The following is an 18,685-nucleotide window of genomic DNA, read 5'->3' on the forward strand; positions in this document are numbered from 1 at the left end:
CTCGGATGAACGGCGCGCGCCGGCAAGGCTCCCAGACTGGAGATCCCCGATGTCCCTGGACACCCATCTCGACAACAAGGCGCTTGAGGAGCTGGAGAAGCAGTATGACTCCGCTCTGAACACGCGCGACAACGGCCCCACGCTGACCGGCGTCATCTATTGGGCCAGCATCGCCTTTGCACTTTACCACCTGTGGACGGCCGGTTTCGGCACGCCGGTGGACCATGTGCATATGGGCATTCACCTGGCGGGCCTGTTCCTGTTCATCTTTGTGGGCTTCCCAATGATCCGGACCGCGCACAGCCTGGACTGGCGCGGGCCCAGCCTGCTGCGCCCTGGCAACGTGCCGCTGTATGACTGGGCGCTGACCGGCCTCAGCATGGCGGCGGCGCTGTTCCTCTGGGTCAGCTGGCGGGGCTTCGACATGTTCGGCTTTGACATCGCCGAGCAGGCGCTGCGGCAGGGCAATCCGTCGGGCCTCGATGTGTTCTTCGGCTCGGTGCTGATCCTGACGGTGCTGGAGATCGCGCGCCGCACTATCGGCTTTGTGCTGCCGCTGATCATCCTGGTGTTCATGATCTATGCGCTGTTCGGCCCCTACATGCCCGCGCAGATCCTCAAGCATCCGGGCGTCAACTGGCAGCAGTTCGTCAACAACATGTATTTCCCGTCCGAAGGCATCTTTGGCGTGACGCTGTGGGTGGTTTCCACCGTGGTGTTCCACTTTGTGCTGTTCGGCGTGGTGGCGCAGCGGATGGGGCTGGGGCAGTTCTTTGTCGACAACGCCATGCTGCTCGCTGGCCGCTATACCGGCGGGCCCGCCAAGGTTTCCGTCGTCTCTTCCGCCTTCTTCGGCACAATCTCCGGCTCCTCCATCGCCAATACGGTTTCCACCGGCTCGCTCACCATCCCCAACATGAAGAAACTGGGCTACCCCGGCCATTTCGCAGGCGGGGTTGAGGCGGCGGCCTCGGCAGGCGGCCAGATTACCCCGCCGATCATGGGAGCAGCGTCCTTCCTGATGGCGGAATATCTGGAGGTGCCCTACACCACCATCGTGATTGCGGCGATCGTGCCGGCGCTGATGCACTATATCGGGGTGATCTCGATCGTGCATTTCACCGCCAAGAAGCTGGGCCTCACCGCCTACCCCAAGGATCAGCTGCCCAAGTTCCTGCAGGTCTGGAAGGACGGCTGGTACACCATCATTCCGCTGATTGCGCTGCTGCTGGTGCTGTTCTCGGGCTATTCGCCGAACATGGCGGCCTTCATCGGCCTCAGCCTGTGTGTGGTCGTTGGCTTCTGCGCCTTTGACAAACCTGCCACGCTGCTGATCCCCTTTGCCCTGCTCGGCTTCATATTGTGGAAGGCGTCGCCCTATTCCGGCGAAGGCTACACGCCGGTGATGGCCGGGATGCTGGCGGCGCTGACCATCATCGGCTGCCTGCACCGTAATGAGCGGCAGAACTTCCGCGACCTGTTCGACAGCTTCCACGTCGGCGTGCAATACGCGCTGGCAGTGGGCGCGGCCTCTGCTGCGGTGGGCATCGTGGTGGGTGTGATCAACACCACCGGCGTCGGCTTCCGCCTCGGCTTCATGGTCACCGGCGGCGCCGCGGATATGGCATCAGCAATCGCACCGCTCCTGGACTGGACCACGATCGAGGCCTTCAGCCAGCCGTCGATCCAGCAGTTCCTGTCGCTGGTGCTGATCGCCATGGCCTGTATCCTGATGGGCGCCGGCCTGCCGACCACCGCGCTCTATATCATGCTGGTCGCGGTTGCGACGCCGGCCCTCAGCCAGCTGGGCGTGCCGCCGCTCGCCACCCATATGTTCGTGCTCTACTACGGTGTGATTTCCGAGATCACCCCGCCGGTCTGCGCCTCGGCCTATGCGGCAGCAGGGATTGCGGGCTCCAACCCGTTCCGCACCGGCCTCAATGCCTTCACCCTGGGTCTGGGCAAGCTGATGGTGCCGATGGTGTTTGTCTACGCGCCCACCATGCTGATCGTGCTGCCGGAGCATTTCACGCTGCTGAGCTTCACTCAGGTCACCCTGACCTGCGCGGCAGGCGTCTTTGCCATCGCCACCGCTGTCTCGGCCTATTTCCTGGCGCCGCTCAGCGGTATCTGGCGCCTGCTGATGGCCATCGGAGGCCTGCTGCTGGTGGCGCCCTCCGGCGGCTCCGACATCGCAGCGCTGGTGGTGATGGCACCGGTGCTGGTGCAGCAGCTGGGCCAGCAGCGCAAACTTCAGGCCGAGGCCGCGCAATGAGCGGCCCCGCCTCCCCCGATGTCACGGTCCTGGGAGCCGGGATCGTCGGCATCTGCTCGGCCCTCTCCCTGGCCGAGCGGGGCCTTCGGGTCCGGCTCATCGACCGGGACGCGCCGGGCCAGGCAACGTCTTATGGCAATGCCGGCATCATCTCCCCCTGGTCGGTGGTGCCGCAATCCATGCCGGGCCTGTGGAAGAAGGTGCCGGGCTGGCTGCTGGACCCGCTGGGGCCGGTGACGGTCAAACCTGCGTATCTTCCCAAGGTCGCCCCCTGGGGCCTGCGGTTCCTGTCGGAGGGGCGCGCGGGGCGGATCCAGCAGATCTCCGACGCGATGGACACGCTGAACCGTAACTGCGTCGAGCTGTATCGCCAGCATCTGGCGGGCACCGGGCATGAGGACTTGGTGCAGGACAGCTTTTACGTCCATGCCTTCCGCAACGCGGATGCCGCTGATCTGAACTCGGTGGATTACCGGATGCGCGGCGACCGCGGGGCCGACATGGAGCGGATCGGCGCGGCAGAGCTGCGCGATCTGGAACCGGCGCTGACGCCGGAGTTTCAGGCCGCAATCCTGATCAAGGGCCAGGCCCGGGCGCTCTCGCCCGGCCGGATCGGCACCGTTCTGGCGGAGAAGTTCCAGGCGATGGGCGGCGAAATCCTGACCCGGACGGTGCGGGGCATCCTGCCTGCACAAAGCGGTGGCTGGACCTATACCACCGAGGCGGGCCAGGAATGGACGCCCAAGCTGGTGCTGGCGATGGGGGTCTGGTCCGGTGAACTGCTGAAGCCCTTGGGCATCAGGATCCCGATGGAATCCGAACGCGGCTACCATGTGTCATTCCCGGCCCCGGGCGTCGTGCTCAACAACTCGATCATGGATATGGACATGAAATTCGTGGCCTCCTCGATGGAGGAAGGGTTGCGGGTGGCGGGCACTGCCGAGTTTGCGGGTCTCGACCAGCCCCTGAACCGGAAACGGCTCGACGGGCTGGTAAAACTGGCCAAGGCGCTGCTGCCGGACCTGCGGGCAGACGATATGGACACCTGGTCCGGCCAGCGCCCCAGCCTGCCCGACAGCCTGCCCTGCATCGGCGAGGTCGAGGGCTTCCCGGATCTGATCGCCGCCTTCGGCCACAGCCACTATGGCCTGATGATGGCGCCGAAAACCGGGAGGCTGGTGGCGGATATCGTGAGCAAAACCCCAGTGAATGAAGATCTCTCGCCGTTCCGGGCGCGGCGTTACGAAAGGATCAAGGCATGACCATCCACCCCGGCGGGCAGAACATCTGCGGCGTCTCCATTGGCGTGCTGGCGCTGGAAAGTTATTTCCCCAAGCCGCCCGGTCATATCAAGAACCCCTCCAGCCTGCCCTTCACCACGCTCTATGAAATGCTGGACGGGATCACCGTGCCAAAACTGCTGGCGAACCCCACCGGCGAGATGAAGGACCGGCTGATCGACGCCGCCAAGCGGCTGGAGGCCAAGGGCGTGCGGGCGATCACCGGCTCCTGCGGGTTCCTGGCGATATTCCAGAAGGAGATCGCCGCGGCGGTGAATGTGCCGGTGTTTGTCTCCTCGCTGATCCAGGTGCCGCTGGCGCATCAGATGACCGGGCGCACCGTGGGGGTGATCACCGCCTCCGCCGGCAGCCTGACCGATGCGCATCTGCAAGGTGTTGGCGCGGAGAACACACCCATCGCGGTGCAGGGGCTGGACGATGCCGAGGAATTCTCTGCCGTCATCCTGCGTAATGAGCGCACCGCTATGGATCTGGCCAAGGTGGAGGCGGAGCTGCTGGCCGCGGCCAAGGGCATGATCGCGTGCAACCCGGAAGTCGGGCCGATCGTTCTGGAATGCACCGACCTGCCGCCCTATGCCCATGCGCTGCAGGCAGAGTTGAAGCGGCCCGTGTTTGACATCATCACCCTGTCGGAGATGGTGCATGGGGCGGCCCTGCGTACTCCTTTCCACGGCTTCATCACCTGACAAACACGCTGAAGGCTGGCACAGAGATTTCCAGCCCTCAGCCCCGGATATTTTTGTATCTCCCGGCAGGCCAACCACCCTACTGTGGCGCAGAACAAACCTCTTCTGCTGGACGTGCCATGCCCCATATCTCCGACGCCTTGCTGGATCAGATCCGCACCCGTTTTGCCCAGGTGGACAACTGCCCCGAACAGGGCTGCCGCATCTTCTTCGAAAACGCCGGCGGCGCGCTGACGCTGAACGCGGTGGTGGAGACCTCCGCCCGCTACGCCGCAATCCCCGACAACCAGGGCCGCGACAACCCCGGCAGCCATGAGCTGGTGCGGGTGATCACCAAGGCCAAGGACGACATGCGCGTCTTCATGAACGCGCCCGGCGGCCAGTTTTTTGTCGGCGAAAGCGGTACCGAACTTTTGTTCCGGCTGATCATGAACGCCTGCCTTGGCACCTCCGAAAGCAGGACTGTGCTGGGCTCGACGCTGGAGCATCCGGCGACCCGCTCCGCCTGCGCCCGCTGGGCCGGGGTGGCGCGGCAGAACCATGTGCTGATCCCGCATGATGATGCCAGTGGCACGATCACCGCTGATGCCTATGCCGGGGCGGTCACGCCGGACACGGTTGTGGCAACCATCGTGCATACCTCGCCTGTCACCGGCATGGGCGTGGACGTCGCCGCCTGCGCTGCCGCCATCCGCGAGGTTGCGCCGGAGTGCTATATCATTGTCGACGGCATCCAGCACGCTGCCCACGGGCGCATCGATCTGACCGCCTATGGCGTGGATGGCTATGTGATCTCGCCCTACAAGATGTTCTCGCGCCATGGCTATGGCCTCGCCTGGATCTCGGACCGGCTATCCGCGCTGCCGCATGACAGCCTGATCGACGGGCCTGCGGACAACTGGGAAATGGGCACCCGCGACACCGGCAGCTATGCGACGCTGTCGGATGTGGCCGCCTACCTGGAATGGCTCGGCGGCGAGGTCAGCGATTCCACGGACCGGCGCGCGAAATTCGTGGCCGCGGGTGAGGCGATCCATGCCCACGAGAAAGCCCTGACCGATGCGATGATCCATGGCACCGGCAACCTGCCCGGCCTGGCAGAGATGGCGGGCGTCACCATCCTGGGCGGCGCTGACAACCCCGCGCGCGAGGGGCTGGTGTCGCTGGCCGTGAACGGCGTGCCTTCGGTGGAGGTGGTCAAACGCCTGAACGAACAGGGCATCCGCACCCATCTGCGCAAGGCGGACCATTATTCCGGCAACATTCTGGCGCCCCTGGGCATGGACAGCTGCGTGCGCGTTTCCATGTGCCACTACAACAGCGTGGGCGAAGTGGCGAAGTTCCTGGGCGTGATGAAAGAGATCACCGGATGACCCATCGAATCCGGGGCCATTGGGTTTGAATTCTTCACGGGTCATCACCCGCCCCCGCCGCTAGGGTCGCCAGGAAGGAATTGGCGGCCCGCCCCGGCCTGCAGGGCGCGCTGTTTCAGGCACGCAGGCAAGGGAACATGACGCATGAAAACCCATGCACAGGCAGTTGTCATCGGCGGCGGGCTGGTCGGCTGCTCGATCCTCTACCACCTGGCGAAACTCGGCTGGAAAGACGTGGTCCTGCTGGAACGCGATGAGCTTACCGCAGGCTCCACCTGGCACGCGGCGGCCAACATCCACGGGCTGCACGACAACAACAACGTGACCCGCATCCAGCACTACACCATGAATCTCTATAAGGAGCTGGAGAAGGAAACCGGCCAGGGCTGCGGCGTTTTCCAACCGGGATCCCTGTACCTTGCCAAGACCGAAGAGCGCGAGCACCAGCTGCGCCTGCAGGAGGCCAAGGCAAAATACTACGGCCTGAACTTCCATGAAGTCAGCCGTGAGCAGGCCAAGGTGTTGCATCCGCTGGCCCAGTTCGACGACATCCGCTGCATCATGTTCGAACCCGATGGCGGCAACGTCGACCCGTCGGGCGTGACCATGGCCTATGCCGCCGGCGCCCGCGCCATGGGCGCCCAGATCGAACGCTTCTGCCCGGTGATCGGCACCGAACAGCAGCCCGACGGCTCGTGGATCGTGAAGACCGAAAAGGGCGATATCCATACCCAATGGGTGGTGAACGCAGGCGGCCTTTGGGGCCGCGAGGTGGCTGCGATGGCGGGCCTCACCCTGCCGCTGCAGCCGACCGAGCACCAGTATTTCGTGACCGAGTCCATTGACGAGGTTGCCAACCTTGGCCGCCGCCTGCCCTCGATCGCCGACCGCGATGGCGAATACTACTTCCGTCAGGAGGGCAACGGCTTCCTGATCGGCGCCTATGAGAAGGACATGCGCTTCTGGGCCGAGGACGGCACTCCGCTGGACTTCGCCCATGAGCTGTTCCCCGACGATCTGGATCGGATCATGGAGAACGTGATCCGTGCCACCGAACGTGTTCCTTGCGCCGAGACCGCCGGCGTCAAACGCGTCATCAACGGCCCGATGATCTGGTCGCCCGACTCCAACGCCATCTGGGGCCCGGTTCCGGAGCTGAAGAACTACTTCTGCTGCACCGGCATCATCCCCGGCTTCTCCCAGTCCGGCGGCCTTGGCCTGCTGGCAGCGCAATGGATGATCGAGGGCGAGCCCCAGTACGACATGTTCGCCTGGGATCTCGCGCGCTTTGGCGACTGGGCCGACAAGAAATTCACCAAGGCCCGCGTCGAGGACCAATACGCGCACCGCTTTGCCATCCATTTCCCGAACGAGGAACGCAGCGCCGGCCGCCCGGCCCGTGTGCGCGCCGCCTATGAGCTGCAAAAGGAAATGGGCTGCGTCTTTGGCCTGAACTGCGGCTGGGAGCATCCACTGTGGTTCTCCGGCACCCCCGGCACCACCGACACCAACAGCTTCACCCGCCAGAACTGGTGGGAGCCGGTTGGCCGCGAGGTGAACATGCTGCGTGAGAACGTCGGCGTAATCGACATCTCGAACTTCGCCAACTACGTGATCAAGGGACCCGGCGCCTTTGAGTGGCTGGACAAGCTGGTCGCCAACAAGGTGCCCACTGAGGTCGGCCGCTCCTGCCTCACCCCGCTGATCTCGGTCCGCGGCGGCGTTGCGGGCGATTTCACCATCACCAAGGTGGCGGATGACGAATACATGATGGTCGGCTCCGGCATGGCGGAACGCTATCACCAGCGCTTCTTCAACATGATCGAGCTGCCGGAAGGCACCACCTTTGAGGTCGCCACCAACCGCATCGCGGGCTTCAACGTGGCCGGCCCGAAATCGCGCGACATGCTGCAGCGGTTGACCAATGCGGACCTGTCGAACGAGAACTTCCGCTTCATGCGCTCCCGCACCATTGACGTGGCAGGTGTCGAGTGCCTGGCGATCCGCGTGTCCTTCACCGGCGATCTGGGCTGGGAACTGCACTGTTCTGAGGCTGATCAGGTCAAGCTGTATGCCGCCCTGCTGGCCGCGGCCGCAGAGTTCGGCGGCGGCCCGGTCGGCGGACGTGCGCTCGGCTCCCTGCGGATCGAGAAGGGCTACGGCTCCTGGGGCCGCGAATACAGCCAGGAATACTGGCCGCAGGAAGTTGGCCTGGCCGGTCTCATCAAGCTGGACAAGGACTTCCTGAACAAGGACGCCTATCTGAAGGTCAAGGACAACGCCCCGCGCGAAATGCTCTCGGCCTTTGAGATCGAGGCGGTGAATGACGCCGACGCCTCAGGCGGCGAGCCCATCTTTACCCCTGACGGCAAGCCGGTGGGCCGGGTGACGTCTGGCGCCTATGGCTACTCGGTCGGCAAGTCACTGGCCCTGGGATATGCCAACCCGGCGGTTGCGGGGCCGGGGGATGAGGTCGAGGTCTATATCCTCGGCAAGCCGCACAAGGCGCGCATCCTGGAAGCCGCGGCCTTCGACCCTTCGGGCGCACGGCTGCGGGCCTGATCAAACCACAAAGGCCGCCCTTCGGGGCGGCCTGTTTTACAGCGGCTGCATCCCCGCGGTCAGCCAGTCCGCAAAGGTTGCTTCATCCACGTCCCCTGTGGCGAGATCCTCCATCATCCGCACGCCTTCAATCGGGTCCGGGCGGAACTGATAGCCGTTCAGACGCAGGAAGGTCACAGCCGTGACAAAGGCCGTGCGCTTGTTGCCGTCAACAAAAGCATGCGCCTTTGCGATGCCGAACGCATATGCCGCTGCAACCTCCGCCACGCCGGCATCGGAATCGGCCGCCAGGTTCATCGCCCGCGCACACCCCATCTCCAAGAGCGCCTTGTCGCGCAGCCCCGCCGCGCCGCCATGGCGGGAAATCTGCCGGTCATGGAAAATGGTCACCGCCGCCAGCGGCACCCAGGTGTATGTGCTCACGCCAGCGCCTGAAGCAGATCGCGGTTCTCGTCCATCACCACCTCAGCCGCGGCCAGCGCCTCGGCCACCGAAGGGTCGTGCGCCATCACCCTGAGGCTGCCGTCATCGCCGCGCACCACAAACAGCGTGTCGCCTTCCTTGGCGTCCAGCATCGTCAGCATCTCCGTCGTCAGGGTGATGACGGCAGAGTTTCCGACTTTCCTGATCTTGGTCTCAATCATCGGCAGGCCTCTTGTATATATACCCGTATATACGAGAGGCGCCGCCAAAATTCAATGCCGCCGCGGCAATCACAGATAAACTACAGCTGCATCTCCGCTGCCGCCTTCAGCAGCCAGGCCTTGAAATGCTTGACCGACGGCGTTGCCGCCTTGTCTTTGAAGGTTGCGAAATAGGTCCAGGGGCAGTCCAGATCAAAATCAAACGGCTCAACCAGCCGCCCGTCTGCCACATGCGCGCGAACCAGTGTCTTCGGCAGCACTGCGCAACCCAGCCCGTTTGCAGCAAACTCCAGCCCCATGTTGGAGGAATTGGTCTGCAAGCCGCCCTTCAGCTCGATCCCGGTCAGCCCGAAATGCTTGGCGATCTTCTCCCAATAGACCGGCCGTCCCAGGATGTGGATCAGCTTGGCCTGCACCAGCTGCTCCGGCCGGGTCAGCACCTCTCCCGCCACTTGGAAATCCGGGGCGCAGACCAGCGCCAGCTTTTCGTCCCACAGCTTGACCGCAGGCCCCATTACGTCATCGACATGGTTGATGGTGATTGAAATGTCGGAGACATTGGTCTCCACGTCGACCCAGATCGTGCTGTGAATGGTCAGGTCGATATCCGGATGCGCCGCCGAAAACCCCTCAATCACCTTCAACAGCCAGCGCTCCGCCAGGCTCACCGGGCAGGAGATCACCACCTCGCGCTTGTGGCTTTGCGAAATCAGCAGCTGGGTTGCTGAATCAATCTCCTGCAGCGCGTGGCGGACCGAGGGCAGATAGGCCTCCCCCACATCGGTCAGCGACAGCGACCGCGGATGGCGCACGAACAGCGGCCGGCCGATGAATTCCTCCAGGCTGCGCACGTGGTTCGACACCGCAGACTGGGTGCAGTTCAGCTCATCCGCCGCCGAGGTGAAGCTCAGATAGCGCGCGGCGGCCTCGAAAGAGCGCAGGAAAGTCAGGTGGGGGAGATTCTTCATCAATCAGTCCGCTGGCGGTTTCGGGGCCCATGTTCCCATGCAATGGTTTGGGCTGCAATTCCAAAGGGATCGCGCCCCAGCCAGGTCAAAAAGCGACGTCTAGCACGCATTTCGCGAAATATATCGGCCCTATGACCCCGGTTTATTTGCGGGTCACTTGCAGCGGCTGCCCCTAGGCTTTGGCCAACGCCCCCATATGGACCGCCTGATATGACAGCCACGTTTGACCGCGCCGCCGACTTCACCTTCGGCCTTTCCCCCGGTGATATGCCGGAGATCACCCGCAAAGCTGCCGCGTTGATGTTCCTGGATACGCTGGGTATCACCATCGGCGCCACCCCGATGGAGGCCGGGCGTATCGCCCGCGACACCGCCGCGGCGCTTTATGGCTGCGGCGAGAACGGGCTGGGCGCGCGCATGATGTTCGACGGCCGCCGGGTCAGCGTCGCGGGCGCCGCCTACGCCGCCGCCACCGCCACCGACAATCTGGACGGCCACGACGGCTATTACCCGACCAAGGGCCATATCGGCGTGGTGGTGATCCCGGCCATCGCCGCACTTGCGGAAACCGTGCCGGACTTTTCGGGCCCCGAGGCGCTGGCGATCACCACCCTGGGCTATGAGCTGGCAGGCCGCGCCGCCCTGTCGCTGCACGCCACCGTCAGCGACTACCACACCTCCGGCGCCTGGAACGCGCTGGGGGTGGCAGCCATGGCTGCCCGCATGCGCGGCCTCAGCCGTGACCAGCTGCGCCAGGCGCTGGGGATTGCCGAATTCCACGGCCCCCGCAGCCAGATGATGCGCGAAATCGCCAACCCCTCGATGCTGCATGACGGCTCCGGCTGGGGCGCGATGGTCGGCATGTCTTCGGCCATCCTGGCGGAAAAGGGCTTCACCGGCGCCCCCGCGATCACCATCGAAGAAGACCGGGTGGCGGAGCACTGGGAGGATCTCGGCAGCTTCTGGCAAATGGAGCGTCAGTACGTGAAGCCCTACCCGATCTGCCGCTGGGCCCATGCCCCGATCGACGCGCTGCGGCAGGTGATGCTGGAGCACAGCCTGAGTCATGAGCAGATCGCCGGGATCCACATCAACACCTTCCACGAAAGCGCCTGCCTCTACCCGGGCATCCCCGCGACCACCAGCCAGGCGCAGTATTCGCTGGGCTTTGCCGTTGCCATCCAGGCTGCATACGGGCGGATCGGAGTGGAGCATATCTCCGGCGCGGGTCTCGCGGATCCGCTGGTTGCCTCGATCCACGAGCGGATCTCGGTTGCGGAGGCCGCGCGCCACTCGGTCCGCTTCCCGGCCTGCCGGGTGGCCGATGTGGTGGTGACGCTGACCGACGGGCGGGTGTTCGAGACCGGCGACGTTCACGCCCGCGGCGGCCCCGAAGCGCCGTTTTCGCAGGACGACATCGTGCGGAAGTTCATGGAATTCGCATCCCCGTCACTGGGCGAGGCCCGGGCCGCCGCCATCCGCGACGCGGTGCTGGGCTTCACCGGGGACGACAGCAAATTCTCCGATTTGGGGCGGCTGATCTACGACGCCCCGGAAGTTTAAGCCACCAACCTGACCAGAAAGACAGACACATGGCACGCGACAGACGCGGCGGCGGGCGCCGCGGAAAATCCTCCCGCTCCGGCGGCAGTATCGAACAACTGCCCTGGCAACAGGTGAAAAACACCTATCCGGCGTTCGAACTGCTGAACCCGGAGCAGATGGACCAGCTGCACGCCACCTCGATGCGGATCCTGTCGGAGGCCGGCATCCGGGTGATGGGCGAAAACGTGATGGATCTCTTCGAGGCAGCCGGCGCCATCGTCGACCGGGATACCAAGACCATCCGCATCGACGAAAGCATCGTCGCCGCGGCGCTGGAAACGGTGCCGTCTGAATTCACCCTGACCGCCCGCAACCGCGCCAAGCGGATCACCCTGGGCGGCAACAACGTGACCTTCGGCCTGGTGGCCGGTCCGCCCAACGTGCACGACTGCATCAACGGGCGGCGGCAGGGCAACCTGACCGACTACCAGAACTTCATCAAGCTGGCGCATCATTTCAACGCCATCCACCTGATCGGCAACCAGGTGACCGCACCGCTGGAGCTGCCCGCCAACAACCGCCATCTGGACACCTACCAGGCCAACCTGACCTATTCGGACCTGTCCTTCCACTGCTCCGCCATCGGCCGCGGCCGGGCGCTGGACGGGATAAACATGATGGCGATCACCCGCGGCCAGACGCTAGAGGAAATGAAAGGCGATCCGGGCGTGATCACCATCATCTCGGTGAACTCGCCGCGGCTGTTCGACGACGCGATGGGCGACGGGCTGATTGCGATGGCCGAATACGGCCAGCCGGTGACGGTGACGCCCTTCACCCTGATGGGGGCGATGACCCCGGTGACCCTGCCCGCGGCACTGGCCCAGCAGAACGCCGAGGCGCTCTTCGGGGTGGTGCTGACACAGCTTGTGAACCCCGGCACCCCGGTGATGTACGGCTCCTTCACCTCCAACGTCGACATGCGCTCCGGCGCGCCGGCCTTCGGCACGCCGGAGAATGCCAAGGCCAATATCGTTGGCGGCCAGCTGGCGCGGCGCTATGGCATCCCCTACCGGACCTCCAACGCCAATGCCTCCAACGCGGTGGACCTGCAGGCGGCTTATGAAACCATGATGGCAAGCTGGGGTGCGGTGCTAGGCGGTGCCAATATCGTCTATCACGCGGCCGGCTGGCTGGAGGGCGGGCTGACCGCGTCCTACGAGAAGTTCATTCTGGATGTGGAGATCATCCAGAACATGATCGAGTTTCTGAAGCCAATGAAATTCGACAGCGATGAGCTGGGCTTTGACGCCATCCAGTCGGTGCCCACCGGCGGCCATTTCTTTGGCGCCGAACACACGATGGCCCGCTATGAGACCGCGTTTTACCGCCCGATGCTGTCGGACTGGCAAAACTACGAGAACTGGGAAGCGGCGGGCGCAAAGGACGCGCTGCAGCGCGCGACCGGTCTCTGGCAGCAGGCGCTGCGGGATTATGAGGAACCGGCGATGGATCCGGCGGTCAAGGAAGAGCTTGCGGCCTATGTGGCCAGGCGGAAGGAAGAAATCGGCTCGAACGAGCCTTGATAGGCCAGGTACGAGGGGCCGGCCCGCCGTCCATTGGCCGGTCAGGCCAATGGCGCAAAATAATCGTGCGAGGGGCCGGCCGCTCGCGCTCCCCGGAGTATTTTCGCAAAGAAGAAGGAACCAGGGCGCATTTGGACGCCCTAGTTCATCACATTAAAGACAGTCGAACAACCGGCCCGGCAGCGCGTCATGGCGCGGCAGGCCAAGTGCCCGCATCAGGCAGAACATCATCGCCTGGTTGGAGGTGATCACCGGTTTGCCCAGATGCGCCTCGATCCGCTCCACCGCCTCAACCGCGCGCATGTCGGTGCAGCTGAGCACGATAGCCTCGGCCTGCGGGTGGTCGGCCTGGCAGGCGAGATCAAAAACCTCCTGCGGCGTCAGCTCTCCCTGCCCGTAATTGCCTAGTTCGCGGCCGATATCGGCGCATTTGACCGTCTCAATCCCGTTTGCCGCCAGAAACGCCATCGCCTGGGTGTTGATCTCTCCCAGGTAGGGAGAGGAGAACCCAACCTTCGCGGTGCCGATGGCCTTGATGCCCGCCACCAGCGAACCGGCAGCAGTGAGGGAAACCGCGCCGGACGCCGCCTTGATCCGCGCCGCCAGATCCGCGTCAAAGCTTGGCCCGTGGGTCAATGTGGCCGAGGTGCAGCCGTAAAGCACCGCATCGGGGCGCACGCCCGAGATCATCCGCAGGTCATGGCTGATATCCGAGGCGCCCAGCCCCGCCATCTGATCGGAGCCGGGGATCTCCTCCACGTCATAGCCGCCTATGCGCTGGAAATGCACCGTGGTGTCCGTGCAGCGCATCAGCATCATGTCCGCTTCGAGGTTGGTGTTGGTGAAGGGCACCAGCACGCCGATCTTCGCGCGGGTGCGGGTTTCATGCGTCATCTAAGAACTCCTTGCAGCACGGCCAGCGCGCGGTCCATCACCTCCTGGCTGCAGATGGTGGCGCGCAGGCAATCGCCCAGGCCATAGCCGCCCATGCCGCGCATCAGCAGCTTTCGCTCCCGCAGCGCTGCATCCGCGGCCTGCGCCTGCTCCGGCGAGGCAAACCGCATCAGCACGAAGTTGGTGTGGCTCTGCGGGACCTCCAGCCCCAGCGCACGGCAGCCCGCGGCAAAGCGGTCGCGGATGGCGGCGGTCTTGGCTACCACGTCCTGTATATGCGCCTGGTCGCGCATGGCAGCGGCGGCCATGGCCTGCGACGGGATGGAGATATTGTTGGGGTTCAAGAGCTTGCGCACTTCCCCGGCGATCTCCGGTGGGAAGTACCCCCATCCTGCCCGCGCGCCCGCAAGGCCATAGGCCTTGGACAGGGTGCGCATCACCACCGTATCGCCGCGCTCCGCCAGCGTGAAGATTTCTGCCGGATCGTTGTCCGCATCGGCAAACTCGGCATAGGCCTGATCCACCACCAGCAGCACATCCGCAGGCAGGCCCGCGCGCAGCCGCAGGATTTCCGTGTTCGGGATCAGCGTCCCCGTCGGGTTGCCCGGATTGCAGACGAAAACGACGCGGGTCTCAGGCGTGACGGCAGCGAGGATATCATCCGCCGAAACCGTCAGTTCCCGCTCCCGCGCCTTGACGTAATCCGCCTGCACCTGGGCCGCGGCCGAGGCCACAAAGGCATAGCCGTAATCGGTGCCCAAGACCTGGTCGCCCGGCCCGGCGAAGGCGCGGATCAGGCAGCCGATCAGCTCCATCGAGCCTGCCCCGCACAGCACCTTGGCCGGGTTCAGCCCATGCACTTCCGCCACCGCGGCGCGCAGCTCCGGCCATTCCGGGTCCGGGTACAGCGGCATCTGATCCAGCACCGCCCGGCCCGCCCCGATCGCAGCAGGGCTGGCTGGGAAGGCACTTTCGTTCTGGGCCAACGAGATGGTTCCCCCGCCGCCCAGATCCGCCAGCGCATAAGGCGCCATGGCTGCTACATGCGGAACCGCACGGATCATTCTCCACCTCCGTAGGCAGCAGCGCCTTCTTCAGTGACAAGGCCGCGTTTCACGTCCAGTGCCAGCGCTTGCCTGTCACGCTCTGACGGGTCGCCAAAGCCGCCCCCGCCCGGGGTTTCAAAGATCAGATAGTCGTCTGCCTCCACCCGCAACTCGCCTTTGCCAGGGATATCCTGGCCGCCATCGCGGAACCGGATGCGGCCCGGGGCGCCGGGCAAACCGCCCATGCGGCCAAGCGCCGGGAACTTCAGCCGCTCCACCGACAGGAACACAATGAAGGGCGCGCCGTTCGAGGCCGTCATCTCGATCCGCTGGCCCAGCCCGCCGCGGTATTTGCCCGCGCCGCCGCTGTCGGGCCGCAGCTCTCGGCGCCACATGATGACCGGAGCCACCGCTTCGGTAATCTCCACTTGCGAGCCATAGACTCCCGAGGGGTAAGCCGTCGCCGACAGCCCGTCGGCATGGGGCCGCGCACCGGTGCCGCCGTTGTGGACCGGCTCGATGGCAAATCCGCGGCCGCCGTCGCGAGCCACCTCCGGCGCGTGGCGCATCGGCAGATCGAACATGCAGGACGCGCCTTCGGCCGGAACCTGGTCCGGCAGCGCCTGATGCAGGCAGCCCAGCACCAGATCCGGCGTCACCTGTCCCAGCGTGTGCCGCATCGCCACCGGCACCGGCCGCTGCGCGTTCAGGATGCAGCCCTTGGGGCCATCCACGGTGAAGGGCTCCAAACTCCCGGCATTGTTCGGGATATCCGGCCCCACGATGCAGCGCAGGGCAAAGACGGTATAGGCGGTGGCATAGTTCAGCGGCACGTTGATCCCCTTGCTGGAACAGCCCGAGGTGCCGGTGAAATTCACATGCATGCCGTCCTTACCGACAGTCAGCGTGGCGTGCAGTTCCAGCTCGTTCTCGTAGCCGTCCATCCTGAGGACGTTCCTGTAAACGCCCTCCGGGACCTCGGCGATCGCTTCCAGCGTGCCGCGGCGGGAGGTCTCGATGATATAGGCCCCCAGCGCATCCAGGTCGTCGATGCCGAATTCCTCCATCATGCCAACCAGACGCTTCACCCCCGCTTCGCAGCAGGCGATCAGCGCATAAATGTCGCCTTCATTGGCGATGGGCTCACGGCTGTTGGCGCGGATGATGTCCATCAGCAGCGCATTGGGCTCGCCTTCGTCCACCAGCTTGCAGGGCGGGATCAGCAGCCCCTCGTCATAAATGTCGGAGCCTTCCGGCCCCATGCCGAGGCCGCCCAGATCCACCAGATGCGAGGTGCAGGAGGTGAAGCCCACCACCTTGCCGTTCTTGAAGGCGGGCATCATCAGCAGGAAATCATTCAGATGGCCCGAAGCCAGCCAGGGATCATTGGTCATGTAGATATCGCCGGGCTTCATGACCTCAACCGGGAAGCGCTCGCGCAGATGCATCACCGCTTCGGCCATGGTGTTGATATGGCCCGGCGTGCCGGTCACCGCCTGCGCCAGCATCCGGCCCTGCACGTCGAAGATGCCGGCCGAGATGTCGCCGCATTCGCGCACGATGGGCGAAAACGCTGCCCGGATCAGGGTCTGGCCCTGTTCCTCGACAACCGCCAGCAGGCGGTTCCACATGACTTGCAGGCGTGCGGGAGAGAGGTCAGCCATCATGCGCCTCCTTTCTGGTCGTGCTTCTGATCCTGGATCAGGACAATGTTGCCGATGGCATCCACATGGGCCGAGAAATCCGCCGACACCAGCGTGGTGGTTTGCGGCTCGGTGATCAGCGCCGGGCCGCAGATCCGGTCGCCGGGGTTCAGGCTGTCGCGCGGGACAAAAGCCGCCTCTTTCGGTGTGCCGTCCACGTCGCAGGTGATTACACGGAAGGCAGCGGGAGTGATGGTCTTCAGCTCCGGTGTCTCTGGCACCGCAGCCGCCTCGGCATCAGGCGTTGCCACCCGCACCGCCCAATTCAGGATCTCGATCTTCATGCCCGGCACGGGGCGCGAAAACTGCCGGGCGTATTCCGCCTCGAACGCCGCGGTCAGCGGACCAAGGTCCGATGCCGTCAGGTCGCGGTCCGGCAGGGAGATTTCGATCTCATGCCCCTGCCCGCTGTAGCGCATGTAGGCGCTGCGCTGGACCTGTGTTTCAGCCCCGCCTGCACCCTGCGCGACCACCGATTGCGCTTCATCGATCATCTGAGCGAACAGGGCGTTGATGCTGCCGATGCCCATGGTTTCCAAGAGCGAATAGCGCGAGCGCACGATTTCAAAGCTGACCGGCGCAAACAGGAACCCCACGGCTGAGCCGACGCCCGGATTGGGCGGGACCACGATGCGCCCCACCCCGGCGGAGCGCGCCACCCGGGTCGCATGCAGCGGGCCGTTGCCGCCAAAGGCAATCATCGTGCGCGGGCCGAGGTCCTTGCCGGATTCCACCGCGTGCATCCGCCCGGCGCTGGCCATGCTCTCGTCAACAATGCGGCTGACGCCATCCGCCGCGCCAACACCGTCCAGCTCCAGCCTGCTGCCGATCACCCGCGCCAGAGCCTCCTCCGACGCCTCCGGGTCAATCCGGATATGCCCTTCGGCAAAGGTCTCCGGCACGATGTAGCCCAGCGTGATGTCGCTGTCGGTCACCGTCGGCTCGGTGCCGCCGCGCCCGAATGCCACCGGCCCCGGCTCGGAGCCTGCGGACTTCGGCCCCACGGTCAGCCGCCCCAGCCGGTCCACCCCGGCTATCGAGCCGCCGCCCGCGCCGATCTCGATCATCTCGATCACCGGGATCCGCACCGGCATCCCCGACCCCTTGATGAACCGCGCCGCGCGGGCGATCTCGAACTGGCGCGAGGTCTGCGGCCGGGCGCCGTCAATCAGGCACAGCTTGGCAGTGGTGCCGCCGACGTCGAAGGACAGCACCTGCGCGAGTCCCGCCCGCGCCGCAATCCGCGCCGCCAGAATGGCGCCGCCGGCGGGTCCGCTTTCCACCAGCCGGATCGGGAAGCGGGCGGCGGTCTGGATCGTGCACATGCCGCCGCCCGCGGTCATCATCAGGATCGGGCAGGTCACGCCCTCCGCCGCAAAGCGCTCGGCAAAGCGCGCCAGATAAGTTTCCATCAGAGGCTGGATATAGGCGTTGGCCACCGTGGTGCAGAGCCGGTCGAACTCCCGCGCTTCCGGGCTGACCTCGGAGGAAATCGAGACCGTCAGCCCGGGACGCCGCGCTGCCAGAGTATCCCTCAGCCGCCGCTCATGATCCGGGTTGGCATAGGCATGCATCAGGCAGACCGCCACCGCATCGGCCCCGCTGGCATCCAGCTCCGCAATCAGCGCCTCAACCGCGCTGTCCGCCATCGGGATCAGCATCTCGCCTTCCGCAGACATCCGCTCCCGGATGGTCAGCGACCGCTCGCGCGGCACCAGCAGGTCCGGTTTCTCCAGGTTGATGTCATACTGGGAATAGCGCCGTTCATAGGCGATCTCGAGGATATCGCGGAACCCTTCGGTCGTGACCGTCGCCACCGTGGCCCCGCGCCGCTCGATCAGCGCGTTGGTGGCCAGCGTGGTGCCGTGGATGAAACCCGTGACCTCGCTTAGGGAGCGCCCGGCTTGCGCCATCACCCGCGCGGCGCCCTCCATCGCGCCATCTGCCGGATTCCGGTGGGTGGTCAGGGTCTTGGTAGAGGCCAGAATAGTGTCTTGCCCGATCACCAGAACGGTGTCGGTGAATGTGCCGCCAATATCAATGGCAAGGCGCAGCGCCTGTGATGCTGTCATATGTCATTCCAAAGTCTGCCGTTGAGAATC

14 protein-coding genes are annotated in these 18,685 nt (G+C 64.9%); 7 read left to right on the top strand and 7 right to left on the bottom strand.

Annotated elements, in window-relative coordinates; all coding sequences use genetic code 11:
- Positions 1-49: 49 nt before the first annotated feature.
- From AB1A62_RS18145 to AB1A62_RS18165, 5 genes are all read left to right on the top strand, one after another.
- A complete protein-coding gene (locus AB1A62_RS18145) occupies positions 50-2,275 on the top strand; it encodes a TRAP transporter permease (RefSeq protein ID WP_366662886.1) in 2,226 nt (741 codons plus the stop codon).
- Positions 2,272-3,537, top strand: a complete 1,266-nt coding sequence (locus AB1A62_RS18150; RefSeq protein WP_366662887.1) for an FAD-dependent oxidoreductase — start codon at positions 2,272-2,274, stop codon at positions 3,535-3,537. The genes AB1A62_RS18145 and AB1A62_RS18150 overlap by 4 nt, the downstream gene beginning before the upstream one ends.
- On the top strand, positions 3,534-4,262 hold the full coding sequence (locus AB1A62_RS18155) for an aspartate/glutamate racemase family protein (protein ID WP_366662888.1): 729 nt from the start codon (positions 3,534-3,536) through the stop codon (positions 4,260-4,262). Before AB1A62_RS18150 ends, AB1A62_RS18155 begins: the two co-directional genes overlap by 4 nt.
- A 119-nt stretch (positions 4,263-4,381) precedes the next feature.
- Complete coding sequence (locus AB1A62_RS18160; protein ID WP_366662889.1) at positions 4,382-5,635, top strand: aminotransferase class V-fold PLP-dependent enzyme; 1,254 nt, start codon at positions 4,382-4,384, stop codon at positions 5,633-5,635.
- A gap of 144 nt (positions 5,636-5,779) precedes the next feature.
- Positions 5,780-8,197, top strand: a complete 2,418-nt coding sequence (locus tag AB1A62_RS18165) for an FAD-dependent oxidoreductase (RefSeq protein WP_366662890.1) — start codon at positions 5,780-5,782, stop codon at positions 8,195-8,197.
- Between the two features lie 36 nt (positions 8,198-8,233).
- On the opposite strand, the gene AB1A62_RS18170 is transcribed toward AB1A62_RS18165, so the two are convergent.
- The 3 genes from AB1A62_RS18170 to AB1A62_RS18180 all read right to left on the bottom strand — a co-directional run bounded on the left by AB1A62_RS18170 (position 8,234) and on the right by AB1A62_RS18180 (position 9,809).
- Positions 8,234-8,620, bottom strand: a complete 387-nt coding sequence (locus AB1A62_RS18170) for a type II toxin-antitoxin system death-on-curing family toxin (protein WP_366662891.1) — start codon at positions 8,618-8,620, stop codon at positions 8,234-8,236.
- Complete coding sequence (locus AB1A62_RS18175; RefSeq protein WP_366662892.1) at positions 8,617-8,841, bottom strand: transcriptional regulator/antitoxin MazE; 225 nt, start codon at positions 8,839-8,841, stop codon at positions 8,617-8,619. The genes AB1A62_RS18170 and AB1A62_RS18175 overlap by 4 nt, the downstream gene beginning before the upstream one ends.
- Positions 8,842-8,921: 80 nt before the next feature.
- Entirely contained in the window at positions 8,922-9,809 is an 888-nt protein-coding gene (locus tag AB1A62_RS18180; protein ID WP_366662893.1) for a LysR substrate-binding domain-containing protein, read from the bottom strand.
- A 210-nt stretch (positions 9,810-10,019) separates the two neighbouring features.
- On the opposite strand from AB1A62_RS18180, the gene AB1A62_RS18185 reads away from it, so the two are divergent.
- Together AB1A62_RS18185 and AB1A62_RS18190 are read left to right on the top strand one after the other, a co-directional pair.
- Positions 10,020-11,372 carry an MmgE/PrpD family protein gene (locus AB1A62_RS18185; RefSeq protein ID WP_366662894.1) on the top strand — a complete coding sequence of 451 codons (1,353 nt, stop codon included), beginning with the start codon at positions 10,020-10,022 and terminating at the stop codon, positions 11,370-11,372.
- 29 nt (positions 11,373-11,401) lie between these two features.
- Positions 11,402-12,940: a trimethylamine methyltransferase family protein gene (locus tag AB1A62_RS18190; protein ID WP_366662895.1), complete on the top strand. Its 1,539-nt coding sequence runs from the start codon at positions 11,402-11,404 to the stop codon at positions 12,938-12,940.
- Positions 12,941-13,093: 153 nt separating this feature from the next.
- On the opposite strand, the gene AB1A62_RS18195 is transcribed toward AB1A62_RS18190, so the two are convergent.
- Genes AB1A62_RS18195 through AB1A62_RS18210 form a run of 4 tightly spaced genes read right to left on the bottom strand, consistent with a single transcriptional unit; the run spans position 13,094 to position 18,655 of the window.
- Positions 13,094-13,834, bottom strand: coding sequence for an Asp/Glu racemase (locus AB1A62_RS18195; protein ID WP_366662896.1), 741 nt, complete (start codon positions 13,832-13,834; stop codon positions 13,094-13,096).
- Positions 13,831-14,898 carry a histidinol-phosphate transaminase gene (locus AB1A62_RS18200; protein WP_366662897.1) on the bottom strand — a complete coding sequence of 356 codons (1,068 nt, stop codon included), beginning with the start codon at positions 14,896-14,898 and terminating at the stop codon, positions 13,831-13,833. Before AB1A62_RS18200 ends, AB1A62_RS18195 begins: the two co-directional genes overlap by 4 nt.
- Positions 14,895-16,544 carry a hydantoinase B/oxoprolinase family protein gene (locus AB1A62_RS18205; protein ID WP_366662898.1) on the bottom strand — a complete coding sequence of 550 codons (1,650 nt, stop codon included), beginning with the start codon at positions 16,542-16,544 and terminating at the stop codon, positions 14,895-14,897. The genes AB1A62_RS18200 and AB1A62_RS18205 overlap by 4 nt, the downstream gene beginning before the upstream one ends.
- Entirely contained in the window at positions 16,544-18,655 is a 2,112-nt protein-coding gene (locus tag AB1A62_RS18210) for a hydantoinase/oxoprolinase family protein (RefSeq protein ID WP_366662900.1), read from the bottom strand. Before AB1A62_RS18210 ends, AB1A62_RS18205 begins: the two co-directional genes overlap by 1 nt.
- Positions 18,656-18,685: the final 30 nt, after the last annotated feature.

Source organism: Leisingera sp. JC11, from assembly GCF_040704725.1.
Taxonomy (GTDB): domain Bacteria; phylum Pseudomonadota; class Alphaproteobacteria; order Rhodobacterales; family Rhodobacteraceae; genus Leisingera.